At 45.5% G+C, this 25,651-nt stretch carries 38 protein-coding genes; 31 read left to right on the plus strand and 7 right to left on the minus strand.

The genetic code is table 11. The features are described 5' to 3' along the window. Positions 1 to 73: 73 nt before the first annotated feature. Positions 74 to 1,483, minus strand: a complete 1,410-nt coding sequence (locus ZX61_RS08675; protein ID WP_049844270.1) for an amidohydrolase — start codon at positions 1,481 to 1,483, stop codon at positions 74 to 76. Positions 1,484 to 1,737: 254 nt separating this feature from the next. Between ZX61_RS08675 and rnr the strand changes: the two genes are divergently transcribed. The 30 genes from rnr to rplQ all read left to right on the plus strand — a co-directional run bounded on the left by rnr (position 1,738) and on the right by rplQ (position 19,173). After that, a complete protein-coding gene (gene rnr, locus ZX61_RS08680) occupies positions 1,738 to 4,191 on the plus strand; it encodes a ribonuclease R (RefSeq protein WP_049844271.1) in 2,454 nt (817 codons plus the stop codon). Between the two features lie 21 nt (positions 4,192 to 4,212). Beyond that, on the plus strand, positions 4,213 to 4,950 hold the full coding sequence (gene rlmB, locus ZX61_RS08685) for a 23S rRNA (guanosine(2251)-2'-O)-methyltransferase RlmB (RefSeq protein ID WP_049844272.1): 738 nt from the start codon (positions 4,213 to 4,215) through the stop codon (positions 4,948 to 4,950). Positions 4,951 to 5,514: 564 nt separating this feature from the next. Further along, the gene (rpsJ, locus tag ZX61_RS08690) at positions 5,515 to 5,826 is read left to right on the plus strand and encodes a 30S ribosomal protein S10 (protein WP_004410492.1); all 312 of its coding nucleotides are present in this window, start codon (positions 5,515 to 5,517) and stop codon (positions 5,824 to 5,826) included. Between the two features lie 14 nt (positions 5,827 to 5,840). Then, the gene (gene rplC, locus ZX61_RS08695; RefSeq protein WP_049844273.1) at positions 5,841 to 6,470 is read left to right on the plus strand and encodes a 50S ribosomal protein L3; all 630 of its coding nucleotides are present in this window, start codon (positions 5,841 to 5,843) and stop codon (positions 6,468 to 6,470) included. A gap of 17 nt (positions 6,471 to 6,487) precedes the next feature. Next, positions 6,488 to 7,090, plus strand: a complete 603-nt coding sequence (rplD, locus tag ZX61_RS08700; RefSeq protein ID WP_004410477.1) for a 50S ribosomal protein L4 — start codon at positions 6,488 to 6,490, stop codon at positions 7,088 to 7,090. Further along, on the plus strand, positions 7,087 to 7,389 hold the full coding sequence (gene rplW / locus ZX61_RS08705; protein WP_004398471.1) for a 50S ribosomal protein L23: 303 nt from the start codon (positions 7,087 to 7,089) through the stop codon (positions 7,387 to 7,389). Before rplD ends, rplW begins: the two co-directional genes overlap by 4 nt. 15 nt (positions 7,390 to 7,404) lie before the next feature. Then, on the plus strand, positions 7,405 to 8,229 hold the full coding sequence (gene rplB / locus ZX61_RS08710) for a 50S ribosomal protein L2 (RefSeq protein WP_004410474.1): 825 nt from the start codon (positions 7,405 to 7,407) through the stop codon (positions 8,227 to 8,229). Positions 8,230 to 8,250: 21 nt separating this feature from the next. Then, positions 8,251 to 8,529, plus strand: a complete 279-nt coding sequence (gene rpsS / locus ZX61_RS08715) for a 30S ribosomal protein S19 (RefSeq protein WP_004745876.1) — start codon at positions 8,251 to 8,253, stop codon at positions 8,527 to 8,529. A gap of 10 nt (positions 8,530 to 8,539) precedes the next feature. Next, entirely contained in the window at positions 8,540 to 8,872 is a 333-nt protein-coding gene (gene rplV, locus ZX61_RS08720) for a 50S ribosomal protein L22 (protein WP_038175171.1), read from the plus strand. Positions 8,873 to 8,889: 17 nt separating this feature from the next. Next, on the plus strand, positions 8,890 to 9,588 hold the full coding sequence (gene rpsC / locus ZX61_RS08725; protein ID WP_004410461.1) for a 30S ribosomal protein S3: 699 nt from the start codon (positions 8,890 to 8,892) through the stop codon (positions 9,586 to 9,588). A gap of 11 nt (positions 9,589 to 9,599) precedes the next feature. After that, a complete protein-coding gene (gene rplP / locus ZX61_RS08730; RefSeq protein WP_004410459.1) occupies positions 9,600 to 10,010 on the plus strand; it encodes a 50S ribosomal protein L16 in 411 nt (136 codons plus the stop codon). Beyond that, positions 10,010 to 10,201 (plus strand): 50S ribosomal protein L29, encoded by a 192-nt coding sequence (gene rpmC / locus ZX61_RS08735; protein WP_004410456.1) that lies wholly within the window; start codon positions 10,010 to 10,012, stop codon positions 10,199 to 10,201. Before rplP ends, rpmC begins: the two co-directional genes overlap by 1 nt. Beyond that, complete coding sequence (gene rpsQ / locus ZX61_RS08740; RefSeq protein ID WP_006963213.1) at positions 10,201 to 10,455, plus strand: 30S ribosomal protein S17; 255 nt, start codon at positions 10,201 to 10,203, stop codon at positions 10,453 to 10,455. The genes rpmC and rpsQ overlap by 1 nt, the downstream gene beginning before the upstream one ends. A gap of 164 nt (positions 10,456 to 10,619) precedes the next feature. Continuing rightward, a complete protein-coding gene (gene rplN, locus ZX61_RS08745) occupies positions 10,620 to 10,991 on the plus strand; it encodes a 50S ribosomal protein L14 (protein WP_004745883.1) in 372 nt (123 codons plus the stop codon). Positions 10,992 to 11,004: 13 nt separating this feature from the next. Next, entirely contained in the window at positions 11,005 to 11,322 is a 318-nt protein-coding gene (gene rplX / locus ZX61_RS08750; RefSeq protein ID WP_004745885.1) for a 50S ribosomal protein L24, read from the plus strand. A gap of 23 nt (positions 11,323 to 11,345) precedes the next feature. Further along, positions 11,346 to 11,885 (plus strand): 50S ribosomal protein L5, encoded by a 540-nt coding sequence (gene rplE / locus ZX61_RS08755; RefSeq protein ID WP_004410443.1) that lies wholly within the window; start codon positions 11,346 to 11,348, stop codon positions 11,883 to 11,885. A gap of 17 nt (positions 11,886 to 11,902) precedes the next feature. Next, on the plus strand, positions 11,903 to 12,208 hold the full coding sequence (gene rpsN, locus ZX61_RS08760) for a 30S ribosomal protein S14 (protein ID WP_004745888.1): 306 nt from the start codon (positions 11,903 to 11,905) through the stop codon (positions 12,206 to 12,208). A gap of 29 nt (positions 12,209 to 12,237) precedes the next feature. Beyond that, the gene (rpsH, locus tag ZX61_RS08765; RefSeq protein WP_049844274.1) at positions 12,238 to 12,630 is read left to right on the plus strand and encodes a 30S ribosomal protein S8; all 393 of its coding nucleotides are present in this window, start codon (positions 12,238 to 12,240) and stop codon (positions 12,628 to 12,630) included. A gap of 12 nt (positions 12,631 to 12,642) precedes the next feature. Next, positions 12,643 to 13,176 (plus strand): 50S ribosomal protein L6, encoded by a 534-nt coding sequence (gene rplF / locus ZX61_RS08770; protein WP_049844275.1) that lies wholly within the window; start codon positions 12,643 to 12,645, stop codon positions 13,174 to 13,176. 9 nt (positions 13,177 to 13,185) lie between these two features. After that, positions 13,186 to 13,539: a 50S ribosomal protein L18 gene (rplR, locus tag ZX61_RS08775; protein WP_049844276.1), complete on the plus strand. Its 354-nt coding sequence runs from the start codon at positions 13,186 to 13,188 to the stop codon at positions 13,537 to 13,539. A 14-nt stretch (positions 13,540 to 13,553) separates the two neighbouring features. Further along, complete coding sequence (gene rpsE / locus ZX61_RS08780) at positions 13,554 to 14,057, plus strand: 30S ribosomal protein S5 (RefSeq protein WP_004745894.1); 504 nt, start codon at positions 13,554 to 13,556, stop codon at positions 14,055 to 14,057. 7 nt (positions 14,058 to 14,064) lie between these two features. Beyond that, entirely contained in the window at positions 14,065 to 14,241 is a 177-nt protein-coding gene (gene rpmD / locus ZX61_RS08785) for a 50S ribosomal protein L30 (RefSeq protein WP_004410429.1), read from the plus strand. A gap of 5 nt (positions 14,242 to 14,246) precedes the next feature. Next, entirely contained in the window at positions 14,247 to 14,681 is a 435-nt protein-coding gene (gene rplO, locus ZX61_RS08790) for a 50S ribosomal protein L15 (RefSeq protein ID WP_004745896.1), read from the plus strand. 20 nt (positions 14,682 to 14,701) lie between these two features. Beyond that, positions 14,702 to 16,036, plus strand: coding sequence for a preprotein translocase subunit SecY (secY, locus tag ZX61_RS08795; RefSeq protein ID WP_049844277.1), 1,335 nt, complete (start codon positions 14,702 to 14,704; stop codon positions 16,034 to 16,036). Positions 16,037 to 16,075: 39 nt separating this feature from the next. Continuing rightward, the gene (rpmJ, locus tag ZX61_RS08800) at positions 16,076 to 16,189 is read left to right on the plus strand and encodes a 50S ribosomal protein L36 (RefSeq protein ID WP_000868186.1); all 114 of its coding nucleotides are present in this window, start codon (positions 16,076 to 16,078) and stop codon (positions 16,187 to 16,189) included. A gap of 148 nt (positions 16,190 to 16,337) precedes the next feature. Next, positions 16,338 to 16,694: a 30S ribosomal protein S13 gene (gene rpsM, locus ZX61_RS08805; RefSeq protein ID WP_005435100.1), complete on the plus strand. Its 357-nt coding sequence runs from the start codon at positions 16,338 to 16,340 to the stop codon at positions 16,692 to 16,694. An 18-nt stretch (positions 16,695 to 16,712) separates the two neighbouring features. After that, positions 16,713 to 17,102: a 30S ribosomal protein S11 gene (rpsK, locus tag ZX61_RS08810; protein ID WP_001118870.1), complete on the plus strand. Its 390-nt coding sequence runs from the start codon at positions 16,713 to 16,715 to the stop codon at positions 17,100 to 17,102. 27 nt (positions 17,103 to 17,129) lie between these two features. Beyond that, positions 17,130 to 17,750, plus strand: coding sequence for a 30S ribosomal protein S4 (gene rpsD, locus ZX61_RS08815; RefSeq protein WP_045974704.1), 621 nt, complete (start codon positions 17,130 to 17,132; stop codon positions 17,748 to 17,750). Positions 17,751 to 17,774: 24 nt separating this feature from the next. Further along, complete coding sequence (locus tag ZX61_RS08820; protein WP_049844278.1) at positions 17,775 to 18,767, plus strand: DNA-directed RNA polymerase subunit alpha; 993 nt, start codon at positions 17,775 to 17,777, stop codon at positions 18,765 to 18,767. 25 nt (positions 18,768 to 18,792) lie between these two features. Continuing rightward, complete coding sequence (gene rplQ / locus ZX61_RS08825; RefSeq protein ID WP_004410405.1) at positions 18,793 to 19,173, plus strand: 50S ribosomal protein L17; 381 nt, start codon at positions 18,793 to 18,795, stop codon at positions 19,171 to 19,173. 365 nt (positions 19,174 to 19,538) lie between these two features. Here rplQ and ZX61_RS08830 read toward each other — a convergent pair whose 3' ends face one another. Together ZX61_RS08830 and ZX61_RS08835 are read right to left on the minus strand one after the other, a co-directional pair. Next, positions 19,539 to 20,036 (minus strand): DUF2780 domain-containing protein, encoded by a 498-nt coding sequence (locus ZX61_RS08830; RefSeq protein ID WP_049844279.1) that lies wholly within the window; start codon positions 20,034 to 20,036, stop codon positions 19,539 to 19,541. 108 nt (positions 20,037 to 20,144) lie between these two features. After that, positions 20,145 to 20,765 (minus strand): FKBP-type peptidyl-prolyl cis-trans isomerase, encoded by a 621-nt coding sequence (locus ZX61_RS08835; RefSeq protein WP_049844280.1) that lies wholly within the window; start codon positions 20,763 to 20,765, stop codon positions 20,145 to 20,147. 228 nt (positions 20,766 to 20,993) lie between these two features. Here ZX61_RS08835 and ZX61_RS08840 point away from each other — a divergent pair, with 228 nt between their 5' ends. Then, positions 20,994 to 21,566, plus strand: coding sequence for a LysM-like peptidoglycan-binding domain-containing protein (locus tag ZX61_RS08840; protein ID WP_049844281.1), 573 nt, complete (start codon positions 20,994 to 20,996; stop codon positions 21,564 to 21,566). Here the strand turns inward: ZX61_RS08840 and ZX61_RS08845 are convergent. The 4 genes from ZX61_RS08845 to cpdB all read right to left on the minus strand — a co-directional run bounded on the left by ZX61_RS08845 (position 21,512) and on the right by cpdB (position 25,577). Then, entirely contained in the window at positions 21,512 to 22,420 is a 909-nt protein-coding gene (locus ZX61_RS08845) for a DMT family transporter (RefSeq protein ID WP_082173441.1), read from the minus strand. The two genes, ZX61_RS08840 and ZX61_RS08845, sit on opposite strands and share 55 nt — an antisense overlap. A 2-nt stretch (positions 22,421 to 22,422) precedes the next feature. Then, entirely contained in the window at positions 22,423 to 22,875 is a 453-nt protein-coding gene (locus ZX61_RS08850) for a GNAT family N-acetyltransferase (RefSeq protein WP_049844282.1), read from the minus strand. Positions 22,876 to 22,945: 70 nt separating this feature from the next. Further along, the gene (locus ZX61_RS08855; RefSeq protein WP_049844283.1) at positions 22,946 to 23,509 is read right to left on the minus strand and encodes a Crp/Fnr family transcriptional regulator; all 564 of its coding nucleotides are present in this window, start codon (positions 23,507 to 23,509) and stop codon (positions 22,946 to 22,948) included. A 106-nt stretch (positions 23,510 to 23,615) separates the two neighbouring features. After that, on the minus strand, positions 23,616 to 25,577 hold the full coding sequence (gene cpdB, locus ZX61_RS08860) for a 2',3'-cyclic-nucleotide 2'-phosphodiesterase (protein ID WP_049844284.1): 1,962 nt from the start codon (positions 25,575 to 25,577) through the stop codon (positions 23,616 to 23,618). Between the last annotated feature and the right edge of the window lie 74 nt (positions 25,578 to 25,651).

A 25,651-nucleotide genomic window follows, 5' to 3' on the forward strand; every position in this document is an offset into this window, starting at 1 on the left:
CTTCCTGCACTCGGTCGGTTGCGATAGAAACTAAAATGCCCAGCACTTGCTGGGCATTGTTATTACGAGCCTTTTACTGAACCACTTCACCTGATTCAATTACTGTCTCGCGAACCACTTTAGTGAACTCAAGTGCTTCTTTTCGAATCGCTTCTTCATCGACAGTGAGCATTTCACGATCTTGCATCAGTACGTTTCCATCAACAATAGAGTGACGTACATTGCCTGAGTTTGCTGAGTAAACTAACGCTGAATATGGATTATAGACTGGCACCATGTTTGGTGCTTTCGTGTCGATTACAATGATATCTGCCAGTTTGCCAGCTTCAAGAGAACCTATTTTGTCTTCCATATGCAGAGCCTTGGCAGCCCCCATGGTCGCCATATCAATCACTTTGATTGGCGGCATTGCCGCGCGATCCTTGTTAACAAGTTTATGTACTTTAGCCACTTGGTTGAATTCATCAATAGTACTCAAAGTGTTGCCCGACATCGGCCCATCTGTACCTAAACCAATACGCACTTCTTCATCGTACATCTTAAGGGCAGGAGAAACGCCTTTTGCAGATTTAATGTTGGCACTCATGTTGTGTGCGACACCCATGTCTGCTTCTTTTACCAGCTTAATATCTTCATCATCGACCAAGATCATATGAGCACCGACGAGATTCTTGTTTAGTGCGCCAATGCTATGCATATACTGAACTGGTGACATTCCGTCAGCACGCTGCGCGATCTTCTCTTCTTCGCGGTGTGATTCTGCTAAGTGAATCATCACAGGCACATCGTGTTCAAGCGACAGCTTAGCCACTTTTTGCAGTGTTTCAGTGGTGTTTGTATATGGCGCGTGTGGAGCAAAAGCTGGCGTGATTCGCGGGTGGTCTTTGTATTCTTCGATAAAGTTAAGTGCGTACTGAATGCCTTCACCTGCATTGGCAGCGTCAGCAACCGGGAATTTAATCACTGTTTCGCCCAAAATTGCTCGCATACCAATTTTATCGACGGTCTTTGCTACTTCATCTTCAAAATAGTACATGTCTGCATAAGTGGTTACACCGCCTTTGACCATCTCGACATTGCCAAGATTGGCACCTATACGTACCATATCACGTGAAACAAGCTTGGCTTCTAGTGGGAAAATATAGCGGTGGAGGCGATCAGGAACATCGTCTGCAAGAGAGCGAAATACCGTCATTGAAACGTGAGTGTGGGTATTGATAAGGCCAGGCATCACTATATCGCCATTCACATCCAGTACTTTCTCCGCTTGATATTGTTTCGCCAGTGATTGATCGCCAACTGCGATGATTTGATTGCCTTTAACCACTACCGTTCCTTTTTCATACACGGTTTTGTCTTGGTTCATAGTAAGAACCATGGCATCGGTGATCATTAAGTCAGCTTTCTCGGTAGCGGACGCCTGAAGCGAGAATAGACCAAGGCTAGCGATAGCCGAAGCAATTAAGGTACGTTTGATACTCATGGCAACACCTGTAGTAAAAGGAACGGTAAAATTTTCCTAAATCATACCCCCTTCTTTACTGGGTGCAATCGTTTGCTCGTTAACTTGCAATGAAGTGTGATCTTTATCGTGCGATGTTATGAGTTGTGAAGAGTTGAGATAAGTGATGAAAAACAGGAGGAAAAACTGCGAAATTAAAGCGACTTACCTGTAGCTTAACTCGCTAGTCAGATATACTAGTTTTAATTCCCTTCCTTTGTTAATTAGGCGTGCCTATGTCAGACAATATCCATAATGACCCATTTGCAGCTCGTGAATCGGAAAATTATGACAATCCGATCCCAAGCCGTGAGTTTATCCTTGAGTTCCTCAGCCAAGCTGGCGTTCCGATGAACCGCAATGATCTCTTTGAAGCATTAAAGCTGAAAGGAGAAGATCATTACGAAGGCTTACGTCGTCGACTACGCGCCATGGAACGTGACGGGCAGTTGGTCTTTACTCGCCGTCAATGCTACGCCCTGCCAGAGAAACTAGAAATGATCAAAGGCTATGTGATCGGTCATAAAGACGGTCATGGTTGGGTACGCCCTGAAGGAAGTGTCGGTAAAGACAATGATATCGTTCTTCCTCACCATCAGATGAAAAATATCATTCACGGTGACTATGTCTTAGTACAGCCAACTGATAACTCGAAGCGAGGCCGTAAGGAAGGGCGCTTGGTTCGTGTGCTTGAAGAACGCACGACGCAAATCGTAGGCCGCTTCTTTCTGGAGTATGGTTACTCATATGTGGTGCCAGACGATTCGCGCATCAGCCAAGATATCTTAATCCCGAATGAACTCCGTGCAGGGGCGCGTATGGGTAATGTTGTGGTGATTGAAATTACTGATCGTGGCTCTCGTTCTCGTGGCATGATGGGCAAAGTGATTGAAGTCTTGGGTGAAAATATGGCACCAGGAATGGAGACTCAAATTGCCATCCGCACTCACCAAATTCCTCATGAGTGGCCTGAAGCCGTCGATAAGCAAATCGAAGGGCTTGGGGAAGAAGTACCGGAAGAAGCAAAAGTAGGCAGGGTAGACCTGCGCGAACTGCCACTAGTGACTATCGATGGTGAAGATGCCCGCGACTTTGACGATGCTGTTTTCTGTGAGAAGAAAAAGAGCGGTGGTTGGCGATTATGGGTTGCGATTGCGGATGTGAGCTACTATGTTCGCCCTGATACCGCACTCGATAAAGAAGCGATCAACCGTGGTAACTCTGTCTACTTCCCATCGCAAGTGGTTCCAATGCTTCCGGAAGTATTATCTAACGGCTTATGTTCTCTTAACCCGCAAGTCGATCGCCTATGTATGGTGTGTGAGATGACCATCTCTGAGACGGGTAAGTTATCTGGCTACAAGCACTATGAAGCGGTGATGAACTCTCATGCTCGCCTGACCTATAATAAGGTACACCATATCCTTGAAGGGGATGAAGAGCTGCACCAAAGATACGAACCGTTAGTTCCTCACCTAGAAGAGCTGCATAAGATGTATAAAGTGCTTAAGCATGCTCGTGACAATCGTGGTGCGATTGAATTTGAAACGGTGGAAACCAAGTTCATCTTCAATGCGGAGCGCAAGATTGACAGTATTGAACCCGTGATTCGCAACGATGCGCATAAGATTATTGAAGAGTGTATGATCTTAGCCAATATCGCTTCTGCTTCTTTGGTCGAAAAAGCAAAAGAACCGGCACTCTACCGAATTCACGAATCTCCGGGTGAACTTCGTTTGCAGGGTTTCCGTGACTTCTTAGGTGAGCTTGGTCTGCATTTAAATGGTGGTTTAGAACCATCACCAACCGATTACGCTGATTTGGTTAAGCAAATTGGCGAGCGTCAAGACAAAGAGCTGATTCAAACCATGTTGTTGCGTTCGATGAAGCAAGCAGTCTACAACGCAGATAACTGTGGCCACTTCGGTTTGGCATTGAAGCGTTATGCGCACTTTACCTCGCCAATTCGTCGTTACCCAGACTTGTTACTTCACCGCGCAATTAAGTACCTGATTGCGAAAGAGAATGGCACGCTAAAAGATCGCTGGACACCAACAGGTGGTTACCATTACTCATTTGATGATATGGACTTCTACGGTGAGCAATGTTCGATGACTGAGCGCCGTGCAGATGATGCGACGCGTGAGGTGTCTGATTGGCTTAAATGTGAATACATGCAAGATCATGTTGGGGAAGAGCTAGATGGTGTGATTGCTAATGTCACCGGTTTTGGCTTCTTTGTTCGCTTGAGTGATTTACATATCGATGGTCTAGTTCATATTTCGGCTCTCGCCAATGACTACTACCAATTTGATCCGATTGGTCAAAGACTTATCGGCGAAAGTTTTGGTGCTATCTACCGACTTGGCGATGCCGTGAAAGTTAAGGTACTTTCGGTCAACCTCGATGATCGTCAAATTGACTTTGAATTAGTCGAAACAAGTCGTAAGCTACGCGGCGAAGGAAAGACGGCTAAGAAGCGCGTCGCAGAGGCGAAGAGAAAAGCCAAAGAGAAAAAACGCGCAGCGACTAAGGGTGATAGAGCAGCTAAAGCAACGGCTGAAGTTGAACCAACTAAGCGCCCAGAATCTAAAGAGGCAGCTAAGAAGCCTAAGGTCACTAAAGCTCGCAAGAAAAAGGCTGGTAATAAGCCTAAGAAAACCAAGCGCAGTAAAAAAGCAGCGCAGTGATTTAAACGAACAGGTTTTTAAATGAGTAACGAATTTATTTATGGTATCCACGCAGTCAAAGCTGTATTAGAGCGTGAACCTGAGCGCTTTATTGAAGCGTTCGTGCTAAAAGGTCGCCAAGATGACCGTCTAATGCCGATTTTGAATGACCTGCAAGTGTGTGGTGTTTCAATTCAGCAAATGACACGCAAAACGCTAGATGACAAAGCACGTGGTGCAAACCACCAAGGTATTATGGCTCGCGTTAAGCCGACCAAGCAGCTTAACGAAAACGACTTAGACGACATTCTGGCTAAGCATGAATCACCACTCTTGTTAGTACTTGATGGTGTCACCGATCCGCACAACTTGGGTGCTTGTCTACGTAATGCTGATGCGGCGGGTGTTGCTGCCGTGATTGTTCCAAAAGATAAGTCAGCCAATATTACCGCAACAGTCAGTAAAGTGGCCTGTGGCGCAGCCGAAACAGTGCCTTTGGTGCGTGTGACTAATCTCGCGCGTACTATGCGAGCTTTACAAGAGCAGGGCGTTTGGTTTGTTGGCACTGCAGGTGAAGCAACACACGATATCTATCAAGCTAAACTAACAGGCGCTTTGGCTATCGTCATGGGGGCAGAAGGTGACGGTATGCGTCGCCTCACTCGCGAAACGTGTGATGACTTGATCAAGATCCCTATGGCGGGTAGTGTTTCAAGTCTGAACGTGTCTGTAGCGTCGGGCGTATGTCTGTTTGAAGCGGTGCGTCAACGCTTAGCTTAATACAAAGATAGAGTTGAGAACGGACTCCGTCCTAAAGAGCGCTTCGCTACGAGATACGAGAGGAAGATTGTAGAGTTTTTGGGAAATTACGTTTTTTTCTTTTGAAACAATAACCTTGTGTCTCCCAATGCGAAAAGGGTTGATGTTCTAACGTCAACCCTCAACATTACTCTCTCGTCTTTCGTCTTTCGTCTCTCGTCTCTATCCCTTTCACCGTTTATTTTTCAAACAGCACTTGCAAGTGAAACTGTGATCTGTATAATGCGTCGCACTGGTTAAGCCAGTTGTGAACCAATGAGCGAAGAGGAGCTAATAAATCATCGATTTATTAGGTAATGTAAACTCAGCTTATGTTCGCGGTTAATACAATTAGCTACTTATTCTTCGGAATAACTATCCCCAGACGTGATTCTGGTATGTAGGGGTAGTTGATCGAAAATTAACTGACAATACTTCCTAATCTTGGAAGTTACGGTTTCACATAAATCAATCGGCATTCTCTCGTCTTTACGAGTCTGAGTGGCGATATTGTTTGTGTAATTTTTAATATTGGAGCTCTGTCTCATGCAGAACCAACGTATCCGTATCCGCCTAAAAGCTTTCGATTACAAACTAATCGATGCTTCTACAGCGGAAATCGTTGAAACAGCTAAGCGCACTGGCGCACAGGTTCGTGGTCCAATCCCACTACCTACTCGTAAAGAGCGTTTCACAGTTCTTATCTCTCCACACGTTAACAAGAAAGCTCGTGACCAGTACGAAATCCGTACTCACAAGCGTCTAATCGACATCGTTGAGCCAACAGACAAAACTGTTGATGCTCTAATGCGTCTAGACCTTGCTGCGGGCGTTGACGTTCAAATTAGCCTAGGTTAAGGGAGATTAGAAGAATGATTGGTCTAATCGGTCGTAAAGTGGGCATGACCCGCGTATTTACTGAAGAAGGCGTTTCTATCCCAGTAACTGTTGTTGAGGTTGAAGCTAACCGTGTTTCTCAAGTTAAAACACTTGATACAGACGGCTACGCAGCAATCCAGGTTACTACTGGTGCTAAGAAAGCTAACCGCGTAACTAAGCCAGAAGCTGGTCACTTTGCTAAAGCAGGTGTAGAAGCTGGTCGTGGTCTTTGGGAATTCCGTTTGGAAAACGGTGAAGAGTTTGCAGTTGGCGCTGAGCTAACAGTTGAACTATTCAACGAAACAAAGAAAGTAGACGTTACTGGTACATCTAAGGGTAAAGGCTTCCAAGGCGCTGTTAAGCGTTGGAACTTCCGCACTCAAGATATGACTCACGGTAACTCATTGTCTCACCGTGCTCCTGGTTCTATTGGCCAATGTCAAACTCCAGGTCGCGTATTTAAAGGCAAGAAAATGGCAGGTCACATGGGTGCTGAGCGTGTAACGACTCAAAACCTAGAGATCGTACGTGTTGACGCTGAGCGCAATCTGCTTCTTATTAAAGGTGCAGTCCCAGGCGCAACTGGCGGTAACGTGATCGTTAAACCAGCTGTTAAAGCATAACGTCTCAGGAGTAAGTAATGGAACTAATGGTTAAAGGTGCTGATGCACTAACTGTTTCCGAAACTACTTTCGGACGTGAGTTTAACGAAGCTCTTGTACACCAAGTAGTTGTTGCATTTGCAGCAGGTGCTCGTCAAGGTACTCGTGCTCAGAAAACACGTTCAGAAGTTTCTGGCGGTGGCGCTAAGCCATGGCGTCAAAAAGGTACTGGCCGTGCACGTGCTGGTACAATCCGTAGCCCAATCTGGCGTACAGGTGGTGTTACTTTTGCTGCGAAACCACAAGATCACAGCCAAAAAGTAAACAAAAAAATGTACCGTGGTGCTATGAAGAGCATTCTTTCTGAGCTTGTTCGTCAAGAGCGTTTAATCGTTGTTGATAACTTCTCAGTAGAAGCACCAAAGACTAAAGAACTAGTTGCTAAGCTTAAAGAGCTTGAGCTAACTGACGCTTTAATCGTGACTAGCGAAGTAGATGAGAACCTATTCTTAGCTGCTCGTAACCTATACAAAGTTGACGCACGCGACGTTGCTGGTATTGATCCAGTATCTCTAATTGCGTTTGACAAAGTTGTAATTACTGCTGATGCAGTTAAACAAGTAGAGGAGATGCTAGCATGATCACTGAAGAGCGTATCCTAAAAGTTCTACGTGCACCGCACATCTCTGAAAAAGCAACTATGGCAGCTGAGAAAGCGAACACTATCGTTTTCAAAGTAGCTAAAGATGCAACTAAAAAAGAGATCAAAGCAGCTGTAGAAAAGCTATTTGAAGTTGAAGTAAAGTCTGTAAATACTCTTATCACTAAGGGTAAGACCAAACGTCAAGGTCTACGCCAAGGTCGCCGCAGCGACGTTAAGAAAGCGTACGTTACTTTGAAAGAAGGTCAAGATCTTGACTTCGTTGGCGGCGCGGAATAACAGGAGTAGTTAAGAATGGCTATTGTTAAATGTAAGCCGACTTCCCCTGGTCGTCGTCACGTTGTTAAAGTTGTTAACGCTGACCTACACAAGGGCAAGCCATACGCACCTCTTCTAGAGAAAAACTCTAAGAACGGTGGTCGTAACAACAACGGTCGTATCACAGTACGTCACATCGGCGGTGGTCACAAGCACCACTACCGTGTAATTGACTTCAAACGTACTAAAGACGGTATCCCAGCGAAAGTTGAGCGTCTTGAATATGATCCAAACCGTAGCGCTAACATCGCTCTAGTTCTGTACGCAGACGGTGAGCGTCGTTACATCCTAGCACCTAAAGGTGTTAACGCAGGTGATGCTATCCAGTCAGGTGTTGATGCACCAATCAAAGCTGGTAACACTCTACCAATGCGTAACATCCCAGTAGGTTCAACTGTACACAATGTTGAACTAAAACCTGGTAAAGGTGGTCAGCTAGCTCGTTCGGCTGGTGCATATGCTCAAATCGTTGCTCGCGACGGTGCATACGTAACTATCCGTCTACGTTCTGGCGAAATGCGCAAAGTACTTTCTGAAGGCCGTGCAACAATCGGTGAAGTTGGTAACTCTGAGCACATGCTACGTGAACTTGGTAAAGCTGGTGCTAACCGCTGGCGCGGTGTTCGTCCAACCGTTCGCGGTGTGGTAATGAACCCAGTAGACCACCCACACGGTGGTGGTGAAGGTCGTACTTCTGGTGGCCGTCACCCAGTTTCACCATGGGGTCAGCCAACTAAAGGCTTCAAGACTCGTAAGAACAAACGCACTGACAAGTACATCGTACGTCGTCGTAACAAGTAATCTATATAAAGAGGAATCGCCATGCCACGTTCTCTCAAGAAAGGTCCATTTATTGACCTACACTTGCTGAAGAAGGTAGAGAAAGCGGTGGAAAGCGGAGACAAAAAGCCTATTAAGACTTGGTCCCGTCGTTCAATGATCATCCCTACGATGATCGGTTTGACCATCGCTGTCCATAATGGTCGTCAGCACGTACCAGTATTTGTAACTGAAGAAATGATCGGTCACAAACTGGGCGAATTCGCACCAACACGTACTTACCGCGGCCATGTCGTGGATAAGAAAGCTAAGAAGCGTTAAGGAGTAGATGATGGAAGCATTAGCTAAACATAACTTTGCTCGCATTTCGCCTCAGAAAGCTCGCTTAGTTGCGGATCAAATTCGTGGTAAATCTGTAGACCAGGCTCTAGAAATTCTAACGTTCAGCAACAAAAAAGCTGCTGATCTAATCAAGAAAGTTCTTGAGTCAGCTATCGCTAACGCGGAGCACAATGAAGGCGCAGATATTGACGATCTAAATGTCGCAAAAATCTTCGTAGATGAAGGCCCTATCATGAAGCGTATTATGCCTCGTGCTAAAGGTCGTGCGGATCGTATCTTGAAGCGTTCAAGCCACATCACTGTTGTTGTAGCAGACGCTTGAGACTAGGAGAGTAAGCAATGGGTCAAAAAGTACATCCTAATGGTATTCGTCTAGGCATCGTTAAGCCTTGGAATGCTACATGGTTTGCTAACACCAAAGATTTCGCTGACAACCTAGACGGCGACTTCAAGGTACGTCAGTTCCTTACAAGTGAACTGAAAAAAGCATCTCTTTCACGCATCGTTATCGAGCGTCCTGCTAAGAGCATCCGTGTGACTATTCACACTGCTCGTCCAGGCGTAGTTATCGGTAAGAAAGGTGAAGACGTAGAAAAACTACGCACAGCTGTAGCTAAAATTGCAGGTGTACCAGCGCAAATTAACATCGCTGAAGTACGTAAGCCTGAACTTGATGCACAGCTTGTAGGTGATAGCATCGCGTCTCAGCTAGAGCGTCGTGTTATGTTCCGTCGTGCTATGAAGCGCGCGGTACAAAACGCTATGCGTCTAGGCGCTAAAGGTATCAAAGTAGAAGTAAGCGGTCGTCTAGGCGGCGCTGAAATTGCACGTTCTGAGTGGTACCGTGAAGGCCGTGTGCCTCTACACACTCTACGTGCTGACATTGATTACGCAACTTCTTCGGCTCACACTCAATACGGTGTGATCGGCATTAAGACTTGGATCTTCAAAGGTGAGATTCTTGGCGGTATGCCTGCAGCTAACGCTGTAGAGCCTAAAGGCGACAAGCCTAAGAAGCAGCGTAAAGGCCGTAAGTAAGGAGTCGACAGATGCTACAACCTAAACGTACTAAGTTCCGTAAGGTTCAGACAGGTCGTAACCGTGGTCTAGCTAAAGGTACTGATGTAAGCTTCGGCGAATTCGGTCTTAAAGCTACTGGCCGTGGCCGTCTAACTGCTCGTCAAATCGAAGCGGCACGTCGTGCAATGACACGTCACGTTAAGCGTCAAGGTAAAATCTGGATCCGTGTGTTCCCAGACAAACCTATCACAGAAAAACCACTAGAAGTTCGTCAAGGTAAGGGTAAAGGTAACGTTGAGTACTGGGTAGCCCAAATCCAACCTGGTAAGGTTATGTACGAAATGGGTGGTGTACCTGAAGAATTGGCTCGTGAAGCGTTCCGTCTAGCGGCGCGTAAACTGCCATTCAAAACTACATTTGTAACTAAGCAGGTGATGTGATGAAAGCACAAGATCTACGCGAAAAAAGCGTTGAAGAGCTTAACGCTGAGCTTTTGAATTTGCTACGTGAACAGTTCAACTTGCGCATGCAAGCTGCAACTGGTCAACTACAGCAAACTCATACTCTGAAAGCTGTACGTCGTGATATCGCACGTGTGAAAACCGTATTGACTGAGAAGGCAGGCGCATAATGAGCGACAAAATTCGTACTTCATTTGGTCGTGTAGTTAGCAACAAGGCTGACAAGTCTATCACTGTTGCTATCGAGCGCATGGTTAAACACCCAATTTACGGCAAGTTCGTAAAGCGCACGACTAAAGTACACGCACATGACGAGAACAACGAGTGTGGCCTAGGCGATACTGTTGAAATTCGTGAGTGTCGTCCACTGTCTAAGACTAAGTCTTGGACTTTGGTAAAAGTTGTAGAAAAAGCGAAAGGTTAATCCCTAGCTAGTTCTATGATATTAAACGGCTCCAAAATTATTTTGGGGCCGTTTATTTTTTGACTACCCAATCACAAAAAAGGGTGGTACAATTCGCGTCCCTTTTAAAGAGGCAGCCCGACCCGTGATGGGTCTAGTTATTAATATTTAGCGGAGCACTAACAATGATCCAAATGCAAAGTACACTTGACGCAGCTGATAACTCAGGCGCGCGCAAGGTAATGTGTATTAAGGTCCTGGGTGGCTCACACCGCCGTTATGCACATATCGGTGACGTCATCAAAGTTACTGTTAAGGAAGCAATTCCTCGCGGTAAAGTTAAGAAAGGTGATGTTCTGAAGGCGGTTGTCGTGCGCACTCGCAAAGGCGTTCGTCGTCCAGACGGTTCTGTCATTCGCTTCGACCGTAATGCTTGTGTATTGCTTAATGACAATACTGAGCAACCAATCGGTACACGTATCTTTGGCCCTGTGACGCGTGAACTTCGTGGCGATAAGTTCATGAAGATCGTTTCACTGGCTCCAGAAGTTCTGTAAGGAGCACGTAGAAATGGCAGCTAAAATCCGTCGTAATGACGAAGTAATCGTTCTTGCTGGTAAAGACAAAGGCAAGAAAGGTAAAGTAACTAAGGTTCTAGCAACCGGTAAAGTTATCGTTGAAGGTATCAACCTTGTTAAGAAGCACCAAAAGCCGGTTCCGGCTCTAGGTCAACAAGGTGGCATCGTTGAACAAGAAGCAGCTATTGATGCTTCTAACGTTGCAATCTTTAACGCAGCTACTGGTAAAGCTGACCGTATCGGTTTCCGTTTTGAAGATGGTAAGAAAGTACGTTTCTTTAAATCTAACAACGAAATCGTTTCTAACTAATAGAAGTAATTTGGAGTTCTACTATGGCGAAACTGCATGATTACTACAAGTCGTCTGTAGTCGCTGAACTGACCAAACAGTTTAGCTACACAAGCGTCATGCAAGTCCCTAGAATCGAGAAAATCACCCTTAACATGGGTGTTGGTGAAGCAATCAACGATAAGAAACTGCTAGAAAACGCAGCTGCTGATATGGCAACGATCTCTGGTCAAAAGCCACTTATCACTAAAGCGCGTAAATCTGTTGCAGGTTTCAAAATCCGCGAAGGCTACCCTATCGGTTGTAAAGTAACCTTGCGTGGCGAACGTATGTGGGATTTTCTTGAGCGTTTAATTAACATCGCTCTTCCACGAGTACGTGACTTCCGTGGCGTTAGCGCTAAGTCTTTTGACGGACGCGGTAACTACAGCATGGGCGTTCGCGAGCAAATCATCTTCCCGGAAATCGACTTTGATAAAGTTGATAAAGTACGCGGTCTAGACATCACTATTACGACGTCTGCTGGTACTGATGAGGAAGGCCGTGCTCTGCTGGCTGCCTTTAACTTCCCATTCCGTAAGTAAGGTGAAGGGTTACTGTTATGGCTAAAAATTCAATGAAAGCACGTGAAGCAAAACGTGCGAAGCTAGTAGCTAAGTTCGCTGAGAAGCGTTCTGCGCTTAAAGCTATCATTAGCGATGTAAACGCATCAGAAGAAGATCGTTGGAATGCGGTTCTTAAACTGCAATCTCTTCCACGTGATTCAAGTGCATCACGTCAGCGCAACCGTTGCAACCAAACTGGTCGTCCACACGGTTACCTACGTAAGTTCGGTCTAAGCCGTATTAAGGTTCGTGAAGCTTGCATGAAAGGCGAGATTCCGGGTCTTCGTAAGGCTAGCTGGTAATTGCCACTTAATCATTTGGAGTAAATCATATGAGCATGCAAGATCCGATTTCGGATATGCTGACCCGCGTTCGTAACGGTCAGGCAGCAAACAAAGTTGCTGTTAAAATGCCTTCTTCAAAGCTTAAAGTTGCAATTGCTGCACTACTAAAAGCTGAAGGTTACATCACTGATTTCGCTGTTGAAGGCGAAGTTAAACCTGAGCTAGAAGTTACACTTAAGTACTTCCAAGCTAAACCGGTAATCGAGCAACTTAAACGTGTTTCTCGTCCAGGTCTACGTGTTTACAAGAAGAAAGATCAACTTCCTTCTGTAATGGGTGGTCTTGGTGTTGCTATCGTTTCTACTTCCAAGGGTCTTATGTCAGACCGCGCTGCACGTAAAGCAGGTCTTGGTGGTGAAATCATCTGCTACGTAGCTTAATAGGAGTAGACTATGTCTCGTGTTGCTAAAGCACCTGTCGCTATTCCAGCTGGCGTAGAGGTGAAACTAAACGGCCAAGAAATCACTGTAAAAGGTGCTAAAGGCGAACTATCACGCGTTCTTAACGCTGCGGTAGTTGTTGCTCAGGAAGAAAACAATCTTACTTTCGGTCCACGCGAAGGTGTTGCTAACGCATGGGCACAAGCAGGTACTGCTCGCGCTCTAGTTAACAACATGGTTGTTGGCGTTACTGAAGGCTTTACTAAGAAGCTAACTCTTAAGGGTGTTGGTTACCGTGCTGCTATGAAAGGCAACGCTGTAGGCCTAACTCTTGGCTTCTCTCACCCAGTTGAGCATGAATTGCCAGCGGGTATTAAAGCTGAGTGTCCAAGCCAAACTGAAATCGTGATCACTGGTTGTGACAAACAACTTGTTGGTCAGGTTGCGGCTGACATTCGTTCTTACCGTGAGCCTGAGCCTTATAAAGGCAAAGGTGTTCGTTACGCAGATGAAAATGTGCGTACTAAAGAAGCTAAGAAGAAGTAAGGTAACACTATGGATAAGAAAGCATCTCGCATCCGTCGTGCTACACGCGCACGTCGTAAGATTGCAGAACTGGGTGCAACTCGCCTAGTAGTACACCGTACTCCTCGTCACGTGTACGCTCAGGTTATCGCATCAAACGGCTCTGAGGTTATCGCATCAGCTTCTACTGTAGAAAAAGCGATCCGTGAGCAAATTAAGAACACTGGTAACATCGATGCAGCTAAAGCAGTAGGTAAAGCTGTTGCTGAGCGCGCTCTTGAAAAAGGCGTTGAGTCAGTTGCATTTGATCGTTCTGGTTTCCAATACCACGGTCGAGTGGCGGCGCTAGCAGAATCTGCTCGCGAAGCCGGTCTGAAATTCTAAGGTAGGGTTGGAAGATGGCTAAAGAACAACAAGTTCAAGCGAATGATTTGCAAGAAAAGCTAATCGCAGTTAACCGTGTATCTAAGACGGTTAAAGGTGGTCGAATCATGAGCTTCACTGCACTAACAGTAGTTGGTGACGGTAACGGTCGTGTAGGTTTCGGTTACGGCAAAGCTCGTGAAGTACCTGCAGCGATCCAGAAAGCAATGGAAAAAGCGCGTCGTAACATGACTACGATCGCTCTAAACGAAGGCACTCTTCACCACCCGGTGAAAGGTCGTCATTCGGGCTCTAAAGTTTACATGCAGCCTGCTGCGGAAGGTACTGGTGTTATCGCAGGTGGTGCGATGCGTGCAGTACTAGAAGTTGCTGGTGTACACAACGTACTATCTAAAGCATACGGTTCTACGAACCCTATCAACATCGTTCGTGCAACGATCGATGCACTAGGTAGCATGAAGTCGCCAGAAATGGTTGCTGCTAAACGTGGTCTAACTGTTGAATCTATTTCGGAGTAAGAACACCATGGCAACTATTAAAGTAACTCAAACTAAAAGCTCAATTGGTCGTCTACCTAAGCACAAAGCGTGTCTTAAAGGTCTAGGCCTTCGTAAAATCAACCACACAGTAGAACTTGAAGATACTCCGTGCGTGCGCGGTATGATCAACAAGGTTTACTACATGGTTAAAGTTGAGGAGTAATCAGAATGCGTTTGAATACTCTATCACCAGCTGCTGGTGCTAAGACTGCTGCTAAGCGCGTAGGTCGTGGTATCGGTTCTGGCCTAGGTAAGACTGGTGGCCGTGGCCACAAAGGTCAAAAGTCACGTTCTGGCGGTTCAGTTCGTCCAGGTTTTGAAGGCGGTCAGATGCCTCTAAAACAACGTCTACCAAAATTCGGTTTCACTTCTCGTAAGAGCCTAGTGTCTGCTGAAGTTCGTCTAGCTGAGCTAGCGAAAGTAACTGGTGACGTAGTAGATCTAAACAGCCTTAAAGCTGCTAACGTTATCACTAAGAACATCGAATTTGTAAAAGTTGTTCTATCTGGTGAACTTAACAAAGCAGTGACTGTAAAAGGTCTACGTGTGACTAAAGGCGCTAAAGCTGCAATCGAAGCTGCAGGCGGTAAAATCGAGGAATAATCTCGAGGAACGAGGTACAGATGGCTAAGAAACCAGGACAAGATTTTCGTAGTGCTCAGAGCGGCTTAAGTGAACTAAAGTCGCGCTTGTTATTCGTAGTGGGTGCACTTTTAGTATTCCGAGCCGGCTCTTTTGTGCCGATTCCTGGTATTGACGCTGCTGTACTTGCCGAATTGTTCGAACAGCAAAAAGGTACCATCGTAGAAATGTTTAACATGTTCTCCGGTGGTGCTCTTGAGCGTGCATCTATATTAGCGTTGGGCATCATGCCGTATATTTCGGCATCTATTGTTGTCCAACTGCTAACTGTAGTTCATCCAGCGTTAGCTGAACTCAAAAAAGAGGGTGAAGCAGGCCGTCGTAAGATCAGCCAATATACACGCTACGGCACGCTTGTACTTGCAACATTCCAAGCTATTGGTATTGCAACAGGCTTACCAAACATGGTCGATAATCTGGTTGTTATCAACCAAACCATGTTTACGCTTATTGCTACCGTAAGTTTAGTAACCGGTACCATGTTCCTTATGTGGTTAGGTGAACAAATTACAGAGCGTGGAATTGGTAACGGTATTTCGTTACTAATCTTTGCAGGTATTGTTGCTGGATTGCCTTCTGCAATCGGTCAAACAATCGAGCAAGCGCGTCAAGGTGAATTGCATGTACTTCTTCTGCTGCTGATTGGTGTACTTGCTTTTGCAGTTATTTACTTCGTTGTTTTCATGGAGCGTGGTCAGCGTCGAATCGTTGTTAACTACGCAAAGCGTCAACAAGGTCGTAAGGTATTTGCTGCGCAAAGCACTCACTTGCCACTTAAAATTAATATGGCAGGTGTTATTCCAGCAATCTTTGCATCGAGCATTATCTTGTTCCCAGGAACATTGGCTCAGTGGTTTGGTCAGAATGGCGAGAGTAGCGCGTTCGGTTGGTTAACTGACGTGTCTTTGGCTCTTAGCCCAGGTCAGCCTCTGTATGTAATGCTATATGCAGCAGCGATTATATTTTTCTGTTTCTTCTACACGGCGTTGGTTTTCAACCCGCGTGAAACAGCAGATAACTTGAAGAAGTCCGGTGCATTCGTACCCGGCATCCGCCCAGGTGAGCAGACAGCTAAGTATATTGATAAAGTAATGACGCGTTTAACCCTAGCAGGTGCGCTATACATTACCTTTATCTGTCTGATTCCGGAGTTCATGATGGTCGCGTGGAACGTACGTTTCTACTTCGGCGGTACATCTCTACTAATCGTAGTAGTTGTTATCATGGACTTTATGGCACAGGTACAGACTCATATGATGTCTCAACAGTATGATTCTGTGTTGAAGAAAGCGAATCTGAAAGGCTATGGCCGTTAATCCGGCGGTAGACTCAGATTTCATTTACGGAGTTTAGCAATGAAAGTTCGTGCTTCCGTTAAAAAAATCTGCCGTAACTGTAAAGTTATCAAGCGTAACGGTGTCGTTCGCGTGATTTGCAGTGAGCCAAAGCACAAACAGCGCCAAGGCTAATTAAGCAGAAATTTTTACTTGAAATATAAGGTAGTGTCGAGTATATTCCTCGGCCTACCTTTTGCGTGCAAAAGAAGTAGTATTCCGCAGCGTATCCTAGACGGGCTTTGCTGCGGCTAATTCTTTTATGAAACACTAGGAGTGAATAATGGCCCGTATTGCAGGCATTAACATTCCTGATCAAAAACATGCTGTGATTGCACTAACGTCAATCTACGGCATCGGTAAAACTCGCTCTCAAGCTATTCTAGCTGAAGTGGGTATTGCTGAAGATGTTAAGATCAGTGAACTAACTGAAGAGCAGATCGATCAACTGCGTGATGGTGTAGCTAAGTACACTGTAGAAGGTGATCTACGTCGTGAAGTATCAATGAACATCAAGCGTCTTATGGACCTTGGTTGTTACCGTGGTCTTCGTCATCGTCGCAGTCTACCACTACGTGGACAGCGTACTAAAACCAATGCTCGCACCCGTAAGGGTCCGCGTAAGCCGATCAAGAAATAATCGGGAAGGTAGAGTACAATGGCTAAACAACCAACTCGCGCTCGTAAGCGCGTACGCAAGCAAGTTGCAGATGGCGTAGCGCACATCCATGCATCTTTCAATAACACAATCGTAACCATCACTGACCGTCAAGGTAATGCTCTTGCATGGGCTACTGCAGGTGGTTCAGGTTTCCGTGGTTCTCGTAAGTCTACTCCGTTCGCTGCACAGGTTGCTGCTGAGCGTTGTGCTGAAATGGCTAAAGAATACGGTCTAAAGAACTTGGAAGTTATGGTTAAGGGTCCAGGTCCAGGTCGTGAATCTACTGTTCGCGCACTGAACGCTGCTGGTTTCCGCATCACAAACATTGTTGATGCTACACCAATCCCTCATAACGGTTGTCGTCCACCTAAGAAACGTCGCGTATAACGTTTTTTAGATTACTGGAGAAAGATCATGGCAAGATATTTGGGTCCTAAGCTGAAGCTTAGCCGTCGCGAAGGTACTGACTTATTCCTTAAGTCTGGTGTACGCGCGATCGATACCAAGTGTAAAATTGATAACGCACCAGGTGTACACGGCGCTCGTCGCGGTCGTTTATCTGAGTATGGCGTTCAGCTTCGTGAGAAGCAAAAAGTTCGTCGTATGTACGGCGTTCTAGAAAAACAATTCCGTAACTACTACAAAGATGCTGCTCGCCTAAAAGGCAACACTGGTGAAAACCTACTTCAGCTTCTTGAAGGTCGTCTTGATAACGTAGTTTACCGCATGGGCTTTGGTGCAACTCGCGCAGAAGCACGCCAGCTAGTTAGCCACAAAGCTATCCTAGTTAACGGTAAAGTTGTAAACGTTCCTTCTTTCAAAGTTGCGGCTAACGACGTTGTTTCTATCCGCGAGAAAGCTAAACAGCAATCTCGTATCAAGGCTGCTCTAGAAGTTGCTGAACAACGTGAAAAACCAACTTGGATTGAAGTAGATGGTGGTAAGATGGAAGGTACGTTCAAGCGTATGCCTGAACGTTCAGATCTATCTGCTGACATCAACGAACAATTGATCGTCGAGCTTTACTCTAAGTAAGGTTTAAACTAAAGAGAGGACACAATGCAGGGTTCTGTAACAGAATTTCTTAAGCCACGTCTTGTTGACATCGAACAGGTTAGCACGACTCACGCAAAAGTAACTCTTGAGCCATTAGAGCGTGGTTTTGGCCATACTCTTGGTAATGCACTTCGCCGTATTCTTCTATCTTCTATGCCAGGTTGTGCTGTAACAGAAGTAGAAATCGAAGGCGTACTTCATGAGTACAGCACTAAAGAAGGCGTTCAAGAAGATATTCTTGAAATCCTACTTAACCTTAAAGGTTTAGCTGTACGCGTTGCCGAAGGCAAAGATGAAGTGTTCATTACTTTGAACAAATCAGGCTCGGGCCCTGTGGTTGCAGGTGACATCACCCATGATGGTGATGTAGAGATCGCTAACCCTGAACACGTTGTTTGTCACCTAACAGATGACAACGCTGAGATCGCAATGCGTATCAAAGTTGAACGTGGTCGTGGTTATGTTCCAGCTTCGGCTCGTATCCATACTGAAGAAGATGAGCGTCCAATTGGTCGCCTACTGGTTGACGCTACGTACAGTCCAGTAGACAAGATTGCTTACTCTGTTGAAGCAGCTCGTGTAGAGCAGCGTACAGACTTAGACAAGCTTGTTATCGATATGGAAACGAACGGTACTCTAGACCCTGAGGAAGCAATCCGTCGTGCAGCTACTATCCTAGCTGAGCAATTGGATGCGTTCGTAGATCTTCGTGATGTACGTGTACCTGAGGAGAAGGAAGAGAAGCCAGAATTCGATCCGATCCTACTGCGTCCTGTAGACGATCTTGAACTAACAGTTCGCTCTGCTAACTGTCTGAAAGCAGAAGCGATTCACTACATCGGTGATCTTGTACAGCGTACTGAGGTTGAGCTACTTAAAACGCCTAACCTTGGTAAAAAATCTCTTACAGAGATCAAAGACGTACTTGCATCACGTGGTCTGTCTCTGGGCATGCGCCTAGAAAACTGGCCACCAGCGTCTATCGCTGAAGATTAATCGATAAAGTTAGAAGGATTAGGTCATGCGCCATCGTAAGAGTGGTCGTCAACTCAACCGCAACAGCTCACATCGTAAAGCGATGTTTAGCAACATGGCTAGCTCTCTAGTACGTCATGAAGTTATCAAGACTACATTGCCTAAAGCAAAAGAGCTACGTCGCGTAGTTGAGCCTTTGATTACACTAGCTAAGACTGACAGCGTTGCTAACCGTCGTCTAGCATTTGCACGTACTCGTGACAACGAAGTAGTTGCAAAACTATTTAACGAACTAGGTCCACGTTTTGCTGCTCGTCAGGGCGGTTACACTCGTATCCTAAAAGCTGGTTTCCGTACTGGTGATAAAGCTCCAATGGCTTACATTGAGCTTGTAGATCGCCCAGCTGCTGAAGAAGCTGCTGAGTAATCAGGTTCGTAAGAACGAAAAAGCCGAGCATTAGCTCGGCTTTTTTGCGTTTGGAGGGTGGAGAAAGAGCGGGCTACGCCCTGCGAGAATTTAGAACGCTTCGCTTCGAGAACGGACTTCGTCCTTCGAGAGCTGCTTGTGATATAAAAGCTGAAATTTGTTGGCAGTTATGGTTCTTGTTGTAGCTAATTGTCTGAATTAAAAAAGGATTGACACTAAGTGCCAACCCCTCAAAATTTTCTCGCTTCTCGCTTCTCGCTTCTCGCTTCTCGCTTCTCGCTTCTCGCTTCTCGCTTCTCGCTTCTCGCTTCTCGCTTCTCGCTTCTCGCTTCTCGCTTCTCGCTTCTCGCTTCTCGCTTCTCGCTTTACTGCCAGACTGTACTCAAGCTACCCAACAACCCGCTGCTTGCGCCTTGGCTTTGCAATGCACTTAAGATGATAGGAGTGAAGGTTGATATTAGAGACGGGTCCATTCCTAATGCTGAAAAAGCGCTCTTAACGGATTCGTTGTTGGCAATCATGGTGCTTAAACCACTCGATTGCAGAGAGTCAAACCCCGGGATAAGACTTGCCATTTCACTGCTTTCGCTGCCACTCAAAGAGTTCTGCGCTAAGGCTAACATTGAGCCGAGTCCGCCCACCGCTTGTTCAGAGGATACATTGGCATTGCTTTGTAGCGCTGAAACTAAATCTGTATCTGCCGCTCCTTGTGAAGACCATGCTTGTACCGCTCCCATTAAAGCTGCATTGGCGATTGTGCCATAATTGCTTTCAGTCGCACTTGCCTGACCATCGCTCGAAGTATTTTGGCATCCTACTAAAGCAAGACTTGCTAAAGTTGCTAGCGCTAATTTCTTGTACATTGTCTCTCCTTGTTTCAATAGTACCAATACGTGTTGTTTTGATAAGTATCATACATAAAAAACGGCGACACAATGGTCGCCGTTATACATGCTTTAATTTCTTAAAAATTAAAGGATGTCTAGAAGTTCTACTTCAAATACTAGAGCAGCAAATGGAGGGATAGCAGCACCTGCGCCACGCTCACCGTATGCTAGGTCTTGTGGGATGTATAGTTTCCACTTAGAACCTACAGGCATTAGTTGAAGTGCTTCAACCCAACCTTTGATTACGCCAGTTACTGGGAATTCAGCTGGTTGACCACGAGATACAGAGCTGTCGAATACAGTGCCGTCAGTTAGCTCACCGTGGTAGTGAACGCGAACTTGCTTGTCTGAAGTTGGGATTTCGCCAGTACCTTCGGTGATGATTTCGTACTGTAGGCCAGACTCAAGAACAGTCACTTCTGGACGTAGAGCATTGTCTGTTAGGAATGCTTCGCCGTCAGCTGCTGCAACTTTAGCTGCTTCTTGACGTGCTGCTTCAACGCGAGTGTGTAGCTCTTGTAGTGCGTTGTTGATTTCGTCAATTTCGATAGCTGGTTGCTCACCAACTAGTGCCGTTGCGATACCAGCAGCGATAGCGTCAACGTTTAGACCTTCAAGACCAGAACCAGCAAGTTGCTGACCCATTTGTAGACCGATACCGTAGCTAGCTTTCTGCTCTACAGTCTCAAATTTAACTTCAGACATGGTGTCTCTCTTTATATGGTGTATAAAGGCTAAAGCATACCAGTTATAGCCTTGTTATGAAACGGTTGACCTTGGATAGTCTCTGGCTACGTTGTGCGATTGAGATCGCCTTTTGATGACTTTTTATCGAAATTTGACCGGGTTATTACCTTCAATGTCGAAAAATCCTATACTCATATGCGCTTGGTTTTTATACTTGTAGCGAAGGACGTTTGGAGACAAGATGCGATGAATCGCAGAAAGAAAAAGAAACAGCAGCGGGTGGATTACGTTGAACTAGCAAAAGTGAAGTTCAACCAAATTGATTGGCAGCAAATTAAACAGGCCATTTTAGCTAAGTGGAATTTGTTACCTAAGCTGCATCAACGTGCGCTTATTATCATTACTCCATTGTTATTAGTGTTGCTTGTGATCCCAGTTCCTGAGGCACAAACCGATACTCAGCCAGTCGTTTCGACTAACTCGCAGCGGGTCCAAGTTGATATCAATACACGTAGCCTGAGTGAGCAAAAAAGCGCCGAGCAGGATTCGCTCGTCTCTAAAGCTTGGAATGAGTATGAGGTCAAAAGTGGTGATACATTGGCTCAAGTCTTTCGTAGTAACGGCTTGGCTATGGCTGACCTTAATGCTTTGGTAAAGGTTGAAGGTTCAGATAAGCCTTTGAGCAGAATTAACAAAGGTCAACTTGTGCGATTTAAACTAGCCGAAAACGGCCAGCTTGATATCTTACAGCTTGAAAAAAGCGATCAGTCAGTGATGTTCTTCCGACTATCAGATGGTGGATTTGGTCGTAGCAAGTAATTGACTCTGAATAGTTTCAGCACCGCTTTCCATGGCATTAGGGGGAGGATAATCATCACTATCCCTAATGCTGTCAGCCAATCTGGCACTTCATCAAACCACATCACACCAAATAACGCGACAAACACTAACCCAGAATTTTCTGCCACTGCGATAGAGCTGGCTGGCGACTGTTGGTAGGCCATCACCGCAAAACCATTGTAGGTCAAGATCAAGGCGGCACTAGCCAAGATTAGCAGTAAGTGGTTATTTGATATCGGCTGCCAGTAAAATAACGCCAGTATGGCTGATATAGGCAGTGAAAGGACTGATGTCCAAAATAAGGTACTGACGACAGTTTGTTGGCTAGGTAGCTTTCTTGCGCTCAAGTTAAACAGGGCAAGAGTAAAGGTTGTTCCGAGTGCAAATAGCGCTGCCCAGTGAAACTCCGATGGCCGTAGCACCACCATTACACCGGAAAAACCGAATATTGTTGCAGCACTACGCTGAAGTGTTGGTTTCTCTCCAAGCAACACAATCGCTAACGGCAGCATGAGTAGGGGGGCTGCGTAGAAAACTGCATTTGCCGTCGCCAAAGTTAAATGGGTGATAGCGACGACCATGCATCCGCTGCCAATTAGAATCAGATGCGCTCTGAGCAAATTTAACTTGGGGCTGTACATCTGTCGTTGTGACTGAGATTGTTTCCACCACAAAGGGAAAATAACCATAGCTGAAAGCAATTGGCGGATGAAGATGTACTGAAAGGTCGATACCTCACCATCAAGCAGCTTCACGGCTACATCGGAAAGAGAAGCTGCGAAGTTACCAATCACTAGCAGTATGATAGCGACGTAGGTTGCAGAGAGAGCCAAGGCTACTTTTCCAATTTCATATCAATGTGTGGGATGTCATCTTCTAAATACATAGCTGATGTTTGAACAAAACCATGTCGTTGATAAAAAGGGGCTAAATGTTCCTGTGCGCCAATTTCAATCGACTCACTTGGCCATAATGATTCACAATCAGCTAATGCTTGTTGCAATAGTTTATGACCTAAACCACCACCTCGATGACTTTCTTTGGTGGCAACGCGACCAATGCTAACTGACGGATAACTGGTTCCTTTCGGTAACAAACGTGCGCAAGCTATGAGCTCATCACCTTGATAACCGAGCAGGTGGAAAACGCCTAACTGGTGGTCTTTATCATCCAACTCTGGGTAAGGACAAGTTTGCTCGACGACGAAGACGTCGACTCTAAGCTTAAGCAGAGTATACAGTTGCTCAGTAGTGAGGTCGGAAAAAGGTTTAAGTTGCCAAGTAATCATTGCTTATCTGTCTTGCTGTTATTGATATCGCCAATGTAGCAAGACAGTTTTCGTTCAGCATTAACAATTGTTAACTTTGGCTGCGCTTTTTGATTCGACTTAGGCTAATTGGAGTAATACCAAGATACGCTGCGATTTGATAATCGTTGAGGCGTTCAAGTAGATTTGGATAGTGTTGGCAGAACAGCTCATAGCGCTCTTCCGGGCTATAAAGCAACATAAAACGCTCTTTGTTTTCTTTGTACATAAGCTGAGTTTCAAGCAGCTTGAGGTAAATACTGTGTTTTTGCTCGCGCCACACCCGTAAGGTGTCAATCGGGAGAGAAAGTAAGGTGCACTGGGTCAAAGACTCGAGCAAGTAAGGGGAGGGTTGTTGATTGACCAAGCTTTCAAAACCTATGATCCAGTCATTCTCCCAATAGAACTCTTTGCTGAACTCTTTGCCTTTATCGGTTAGATACGCAGAGTGGCACATTCCGTTTAACAAAAAGAAAATTTCTTCAGCGATTTCCCCTTGATGTAGCAGAATATGGCGAGTTGGCAGCTCAATCAGTTGTGCTGATTGGCTGAGTTGTTCTATTTCAGGCTGAGTGAATCCGTTTTGTGACAGTTGCTGATGGAAAGCGTCAAACATAGTGGCAGAAATCTTACTTAGATGAAGTAGTGTCATTTTAAGATAAATGTTAACCAATAAAAAAGCCGCAATTTTTATTGCGGCTTTCAGCTAGTTTAATGAAGTGCTACTTCTGCAGGTCGATTTGGTAAACACCAAAACCAACATCATCCGTTGCGACACGTTTCATTGGGTATTGACCTTTTTCGTCAATGAACTTCGCCGCTTTTTCACTTGGTGATGTTTCAAAGCGAATATCAAGTTTCTTATCTGACTTGATTGATGCGAATGACCAGTTGTTATCTGCGCTTGGTGTTACTTCACCTTTTTCTTGGCTAACGCGAGTGATGTAAGCGGCGATAACCGAGCGGTTTTCATCTGGTGAATCAAAGGCAATAAACTCTGAGCCTGTACCAGGGAACTTATTGCTGTAGGCACGGTAGTTGTTGGTTGCGATGAGAAAATCTTGCTTCACATCAATTGGCTTACCTTGGTAAGTTAGGCCAACAATACGCTCGGCATCTTGATTAACTACTTTACAGTTACCATCGTATTTCGCTGGTTGAGTGACGTCGATTTGGTAGTTTACACCGTCGATAACATCGAAGTTGTAAGTACGGAAACCATCCCAGTCGATAAGTTGCTGTGGTGCTGTACTGTTTACGTCGATTTGCTTAAACTGCCCAGCGGTACACTCTAGCCACTCCTTAACTTCTTTACCGGTTACCTTCATCGCTACTAGTGTATTCGGATACAGGTAAAGGTCTGCGGCGTTACGGAACGTTAGCTGACCAGATTCAACTTCCGTGAAGTTTGCTGGGTCATTCTTACGACCACCCGCTTTGAATGGCGCTGCTGCAGAAAGTACCGGAATGTCAGAGAGATCTGGGTCGCCTTGAATGAAACGTTCTACGTAATCTTTTTGCGCTAAGTTAACGATTTGAACCGTTGGGTCATCTTGTACAAGTGCTAGGAAGCTGTACATCACATCATTAGCTTTACCAATCGGTTGGTTAACGAAATCGCGAGTCCCTTTGTGGTCAGCTTCAAGTGCTTTAACCATATCGGCATCGGCATCAGCAAGTGACTTCTTGCTCTTTTTGTCGAAGATCGGACGTGCTTGTGATTGACCATCAACGACAACCCACTTGCCGTCTTTTTCTTTAAGCTCTAGATCAATAACACCGACGTGACTACCCCAGCGACCGGGCATAACTGATGCTACACCGTTGATAGTGCCTTTTTGATTATCAACGCCTTGAATGTTGTCAAAACCTTTACCTGGGAATACGGCGTGCGAGTGGCCAAATGCTATCGCATCAATGCCTTCTACTTCTGCAAGGTAGTAAGTAGAGTTTTCTGCACCATGTTTGTATGGGTCAGCCGCTACACCTGAGTGAGGGATCGCCACGATAACGTCTGCACCCTCTTTTTTCATTTGTGGAACCAGCTTTTCTGCCGTTTCCTTAATATCTTTAGCAAAGACTTTGCCTTCGAGGTTTTTCTTATCCCAAACCATGATTTGTGGTGGAACAAACCCGATATAGCCCACTTTGATTTCATGCTCAGCGCCATCAATGTCTTTGAATGTATGAGACTTAATGATGTAAGGCTTAAAGTAGTGCTCACCGGTTTTTTTATCAAACACGTTGGCGCTGATGTAAGGGAAGTCAGCATCGTTGATGGTTTCTGCTAGGAACTCTAAACCGTAGTTGAACTCGTGGTTACCAATGTTACCTACATCGTAGTTTAGTTGGTTCATCGCTTTGTACACTGGGTGAACTTCACCTACTTTGATGCCTTTCGCCGCCATGTAGTCCCCCATAGGGCTACCTTGGATTAAGTCACCGTTATCAACCAATACGCTGTTTTCAACTTCAGCGCGAGCTTGTTTTACCAAAGTAGCAGCACGAGTCAGACCAATTTTTTGTGATGGTTTGTCTTTGTAGTAGTCATAATCCATGACATTGGTGTGAATATCAGTGGTTTCTACGATACGTAGTTTGATCGTATCTGCCATTGCTGGGCCAGCCATGGCTAACATGCCACCTAGGACAGCAAGAGATAGGGGGTTCACTGCTACTTTCATTTTTGATGCTCCGATAGCGTTTGGGAAGACGCTGCATAATGTAACAAAATGAAATGAAACAATGATTTCATTGA

It is taken from the genome of Vibrio sp. VPAP30 (assembly GCF_001188205.1).
Classification (GTDB): domain Bacteria; phylum Pseudomonadota; class Gammaproteobacteria; order Enterobacterales; family Vibrionaceae; genus Vibrio; species Vibrio bivalvicida.

Coding starts and splice junctions, on each gene's coding strand:
- ZX61_RS08675 (WP_049844270.1), bottom strand. CDS start 1,483: ATGAGTATCAAACGTACCTTAATTGCTTCGGCTATCGCTAGCCTTGGT.
- rnr (WP_049844271.1), top strand. CDS start 1,738: ATGTCAGACAATATCCATAATGACCCATTTGCAGCTCGTGAATCGGAA.
- rlmB (WP_049844272.1), top strand. CDS start 4,213: ATGAGTAACGAATTTATTTATGGTATCCACGCAGTCAAAGCTGTATTA.
- rpsJ (WP_004410492.1), top strand. CDS start 5,515: ATGCAGAACCAACGTATCCGTATCCGCCTAAAAGCTTTCGATTACAAA.
- rplC (WP_049844273.1), top strand. CDS start 5,841: ATGATTGGTCTAATCGGTCGTAAAGTGGGCATGACCCGCGTATTTACT.
- rplD (WP_004410477.1), top strand. CDS start 6,488: ATGGAACTAATGGTTAAAGGTGCTGATGCACTAACTGTTTCCGAAACT.
- rplW (WP_004398471.1), top strand. CDS start 7,087: ATGATCACTGAAGAGCGTATCCTAAAAGTTCTACGTGCACCGCACATC.
- rplB (WP_004410474.1), top strand. CDS start 7,405: ATGGCTATTGTTAAATGTAAGCCGACTTCCCCTGGTCGTCGTCACGTT.
- rpsS (WP_004745876.1), top strand. CDS start 8,251: ATGCCACGTTCTCTCAAGAAAGGTCCATTTATTGACCTACACTTGCTG.
- rplV (WP_038175171.1), top strand. CDS start 8,540: ATGGAAGCATTAGCTAAACATAACTTTGCTCGCATTTCGCCTCAGAAA.
- rpsC (WP_004410461.1), top strand. CDS start 8,890: ATGGGTCAAAAAGTACATCCTAATGGTATTCGTCTAGGCATCGTTAAG.
- rplP (WP_004410459.1), top strand. CDS start 9,600: ATGCTACAACCTAAACGTACTAAGTTCCGTAAGGTTCAGACAGGTCGT.
- rpmC (WP_004410456.1), top strand. CDS start 10,010: ATGAAAGCACAAGATCTACGCGAAAAAAGCGTTGAAGAGCTTAACGCT.
- rpsQ (WP_006963213.1), top strand. CDS start 10,201: ATGAGCGACAAAATTCGTACTTCATTTGGTCGTGTAGTTAGCAACAAG.
- rplN (WP_004745883.1), top strand. CDS start 10,620: ATGATCCAAATGCAAAGTACACTTGACGCAGCTGATAACTCAGGCGCG.
- rplX (WP_004745885.1), top strand. CDS start 11,005: ATGGCAGCTAAAATCCGTCGTAATGACGAAGTAATCGTTCTTGCTGGT.
- rplE (WP_004410443.1), top strand. CDS start 11,346: ATGGCGAAACTGCATGATTACTACAAGTCGTCTGTAGTCGCTGAACTG.
- rpsN (WP_004745888.1), top strand. CDS start 11,903: ATGGCTAAAAATTCAATGAAAGCACGTGAAGCAAAACGTGCGAAGCTA.
- rpsH (WP_049844274.1), top strand. CDS start 12,238: ATGAGCATGCAAGATCCGATTTCGGATATGCTGACCCGCGTTCGTAAC.
- rplF (WP_049844275.1), top strand. CDS start 12,643: ATGTCTCGTGTTGCTAAAGCACCTGTCGCTATTCCAGCTGGCGTAGAG.
- rplR (WP_049844276.1), top strand. CDS start 13,186: ATGGATAAGAAAGCATCTCGCATCCGTCGTGCTACACGCGCACGTCGT.
- rpsE (WP_004745894.1), top strand. CDS start 13,554: ATGGCTAAAGAACAACAAGTTCAAGCGAATGATTTGCAAGAAAAGCTA.
- rpmD (WP_004410429.1), top strand. CDS start 14,065: ATGGCAACTATTAAAGTAACTCAAACTAAAAGCTCAATTGGTCGTCTA.
- rplO (WP_004745896.1), top strand. CDS start 14,247: ATGCGTTTGAATACTCTATCACCAGCTGCTGGTGCTAAGACTGCTGCT.
- secY (WP_049844277.1), top strand. CDS start 14,702: ATGGCTAAGAAACCAGGACAAGATTTTCGTAGTGCTCAGAGCGGCTTA.
- rpmJ (WP_000868186.1), top strand. CDS start 16,076: ATGAAAGTTCGTGCTTCCGTTAAAAAAATCTGCCGTAACTGTAAAGTT.
- rpsM (WP_005435100.1), top strand. CDS start 16,338: ATGGCCCGTATTGCAGGCATTAACATTCCTGATCAAAAACATGCTGTG.
- rpsK (WP_001118870.1), top strand. CDS start 16,713: ATGGCTAAACAACCAACTCGCGCTCGTAAGCGCGTACGCAAGCAAGTT.
- rpsD (WP_045974704.1), top strand. CDS start 17,130: ATGGCAAGATATTTGGGTCCTAAGCTGAAGCTTAGCCGTCGCGAAGGT.
- ZX61_RS08820 (WP_049844278.1), top strand. CDS start 17,775: ATGCAGGGTTCTGTAACAGAATTTCTTAAGCCACGTCTTGTTGACATC.
- rplQ (WP_004410405.1), top strand. CDS start 18,793: ATGCGCCATCGTAAGAGTGGTCGTCAACTCAACCGCAACAGCTCACAT.
- ZX61_RS08830 (WP_049844279.1), bottom strand. CDS start 20,036: ATGTACAAGAAATTAGCGCTAGCAACTTTAGCAAGTCTTGCTTTAGTA.
- ZX61_RS08835 (WP_049844280.1), bottom strand. CDS start 20,765: ATGTCTGAAGTTAAATTTGAGACTGTAGAGCAGAAAGCTAGCTACGGT.
- ZX61_RS08840 (WP_049844281.1), top strand. CDS start 20,994: ATGAATCGCAGAAAGAAAAAGAAACAGCAGCGGGTGGATTACGTTGAA.
- ZX61_RS08850 (WP_049844282.1), bottom strand. CDS start 22,875: ATGATTACTTGGCAACTTAAACCTTTTTCCGACCTCACTACTGAGCAA.
- ZX61_RS08855 (WP_049844283.1), bottom strand. CDS start 23,509: ATGTTTGACGCTTTCCATCAGCAACTGTCACAAAACGGATTCACTCAG.
- cpdB (WP_049844284.1), bottom strand. CDS start 25,577: ATGAAAGTAGCAGTGAACCCCCTATCTCTTGCTGTCCTAGGTGGCATG.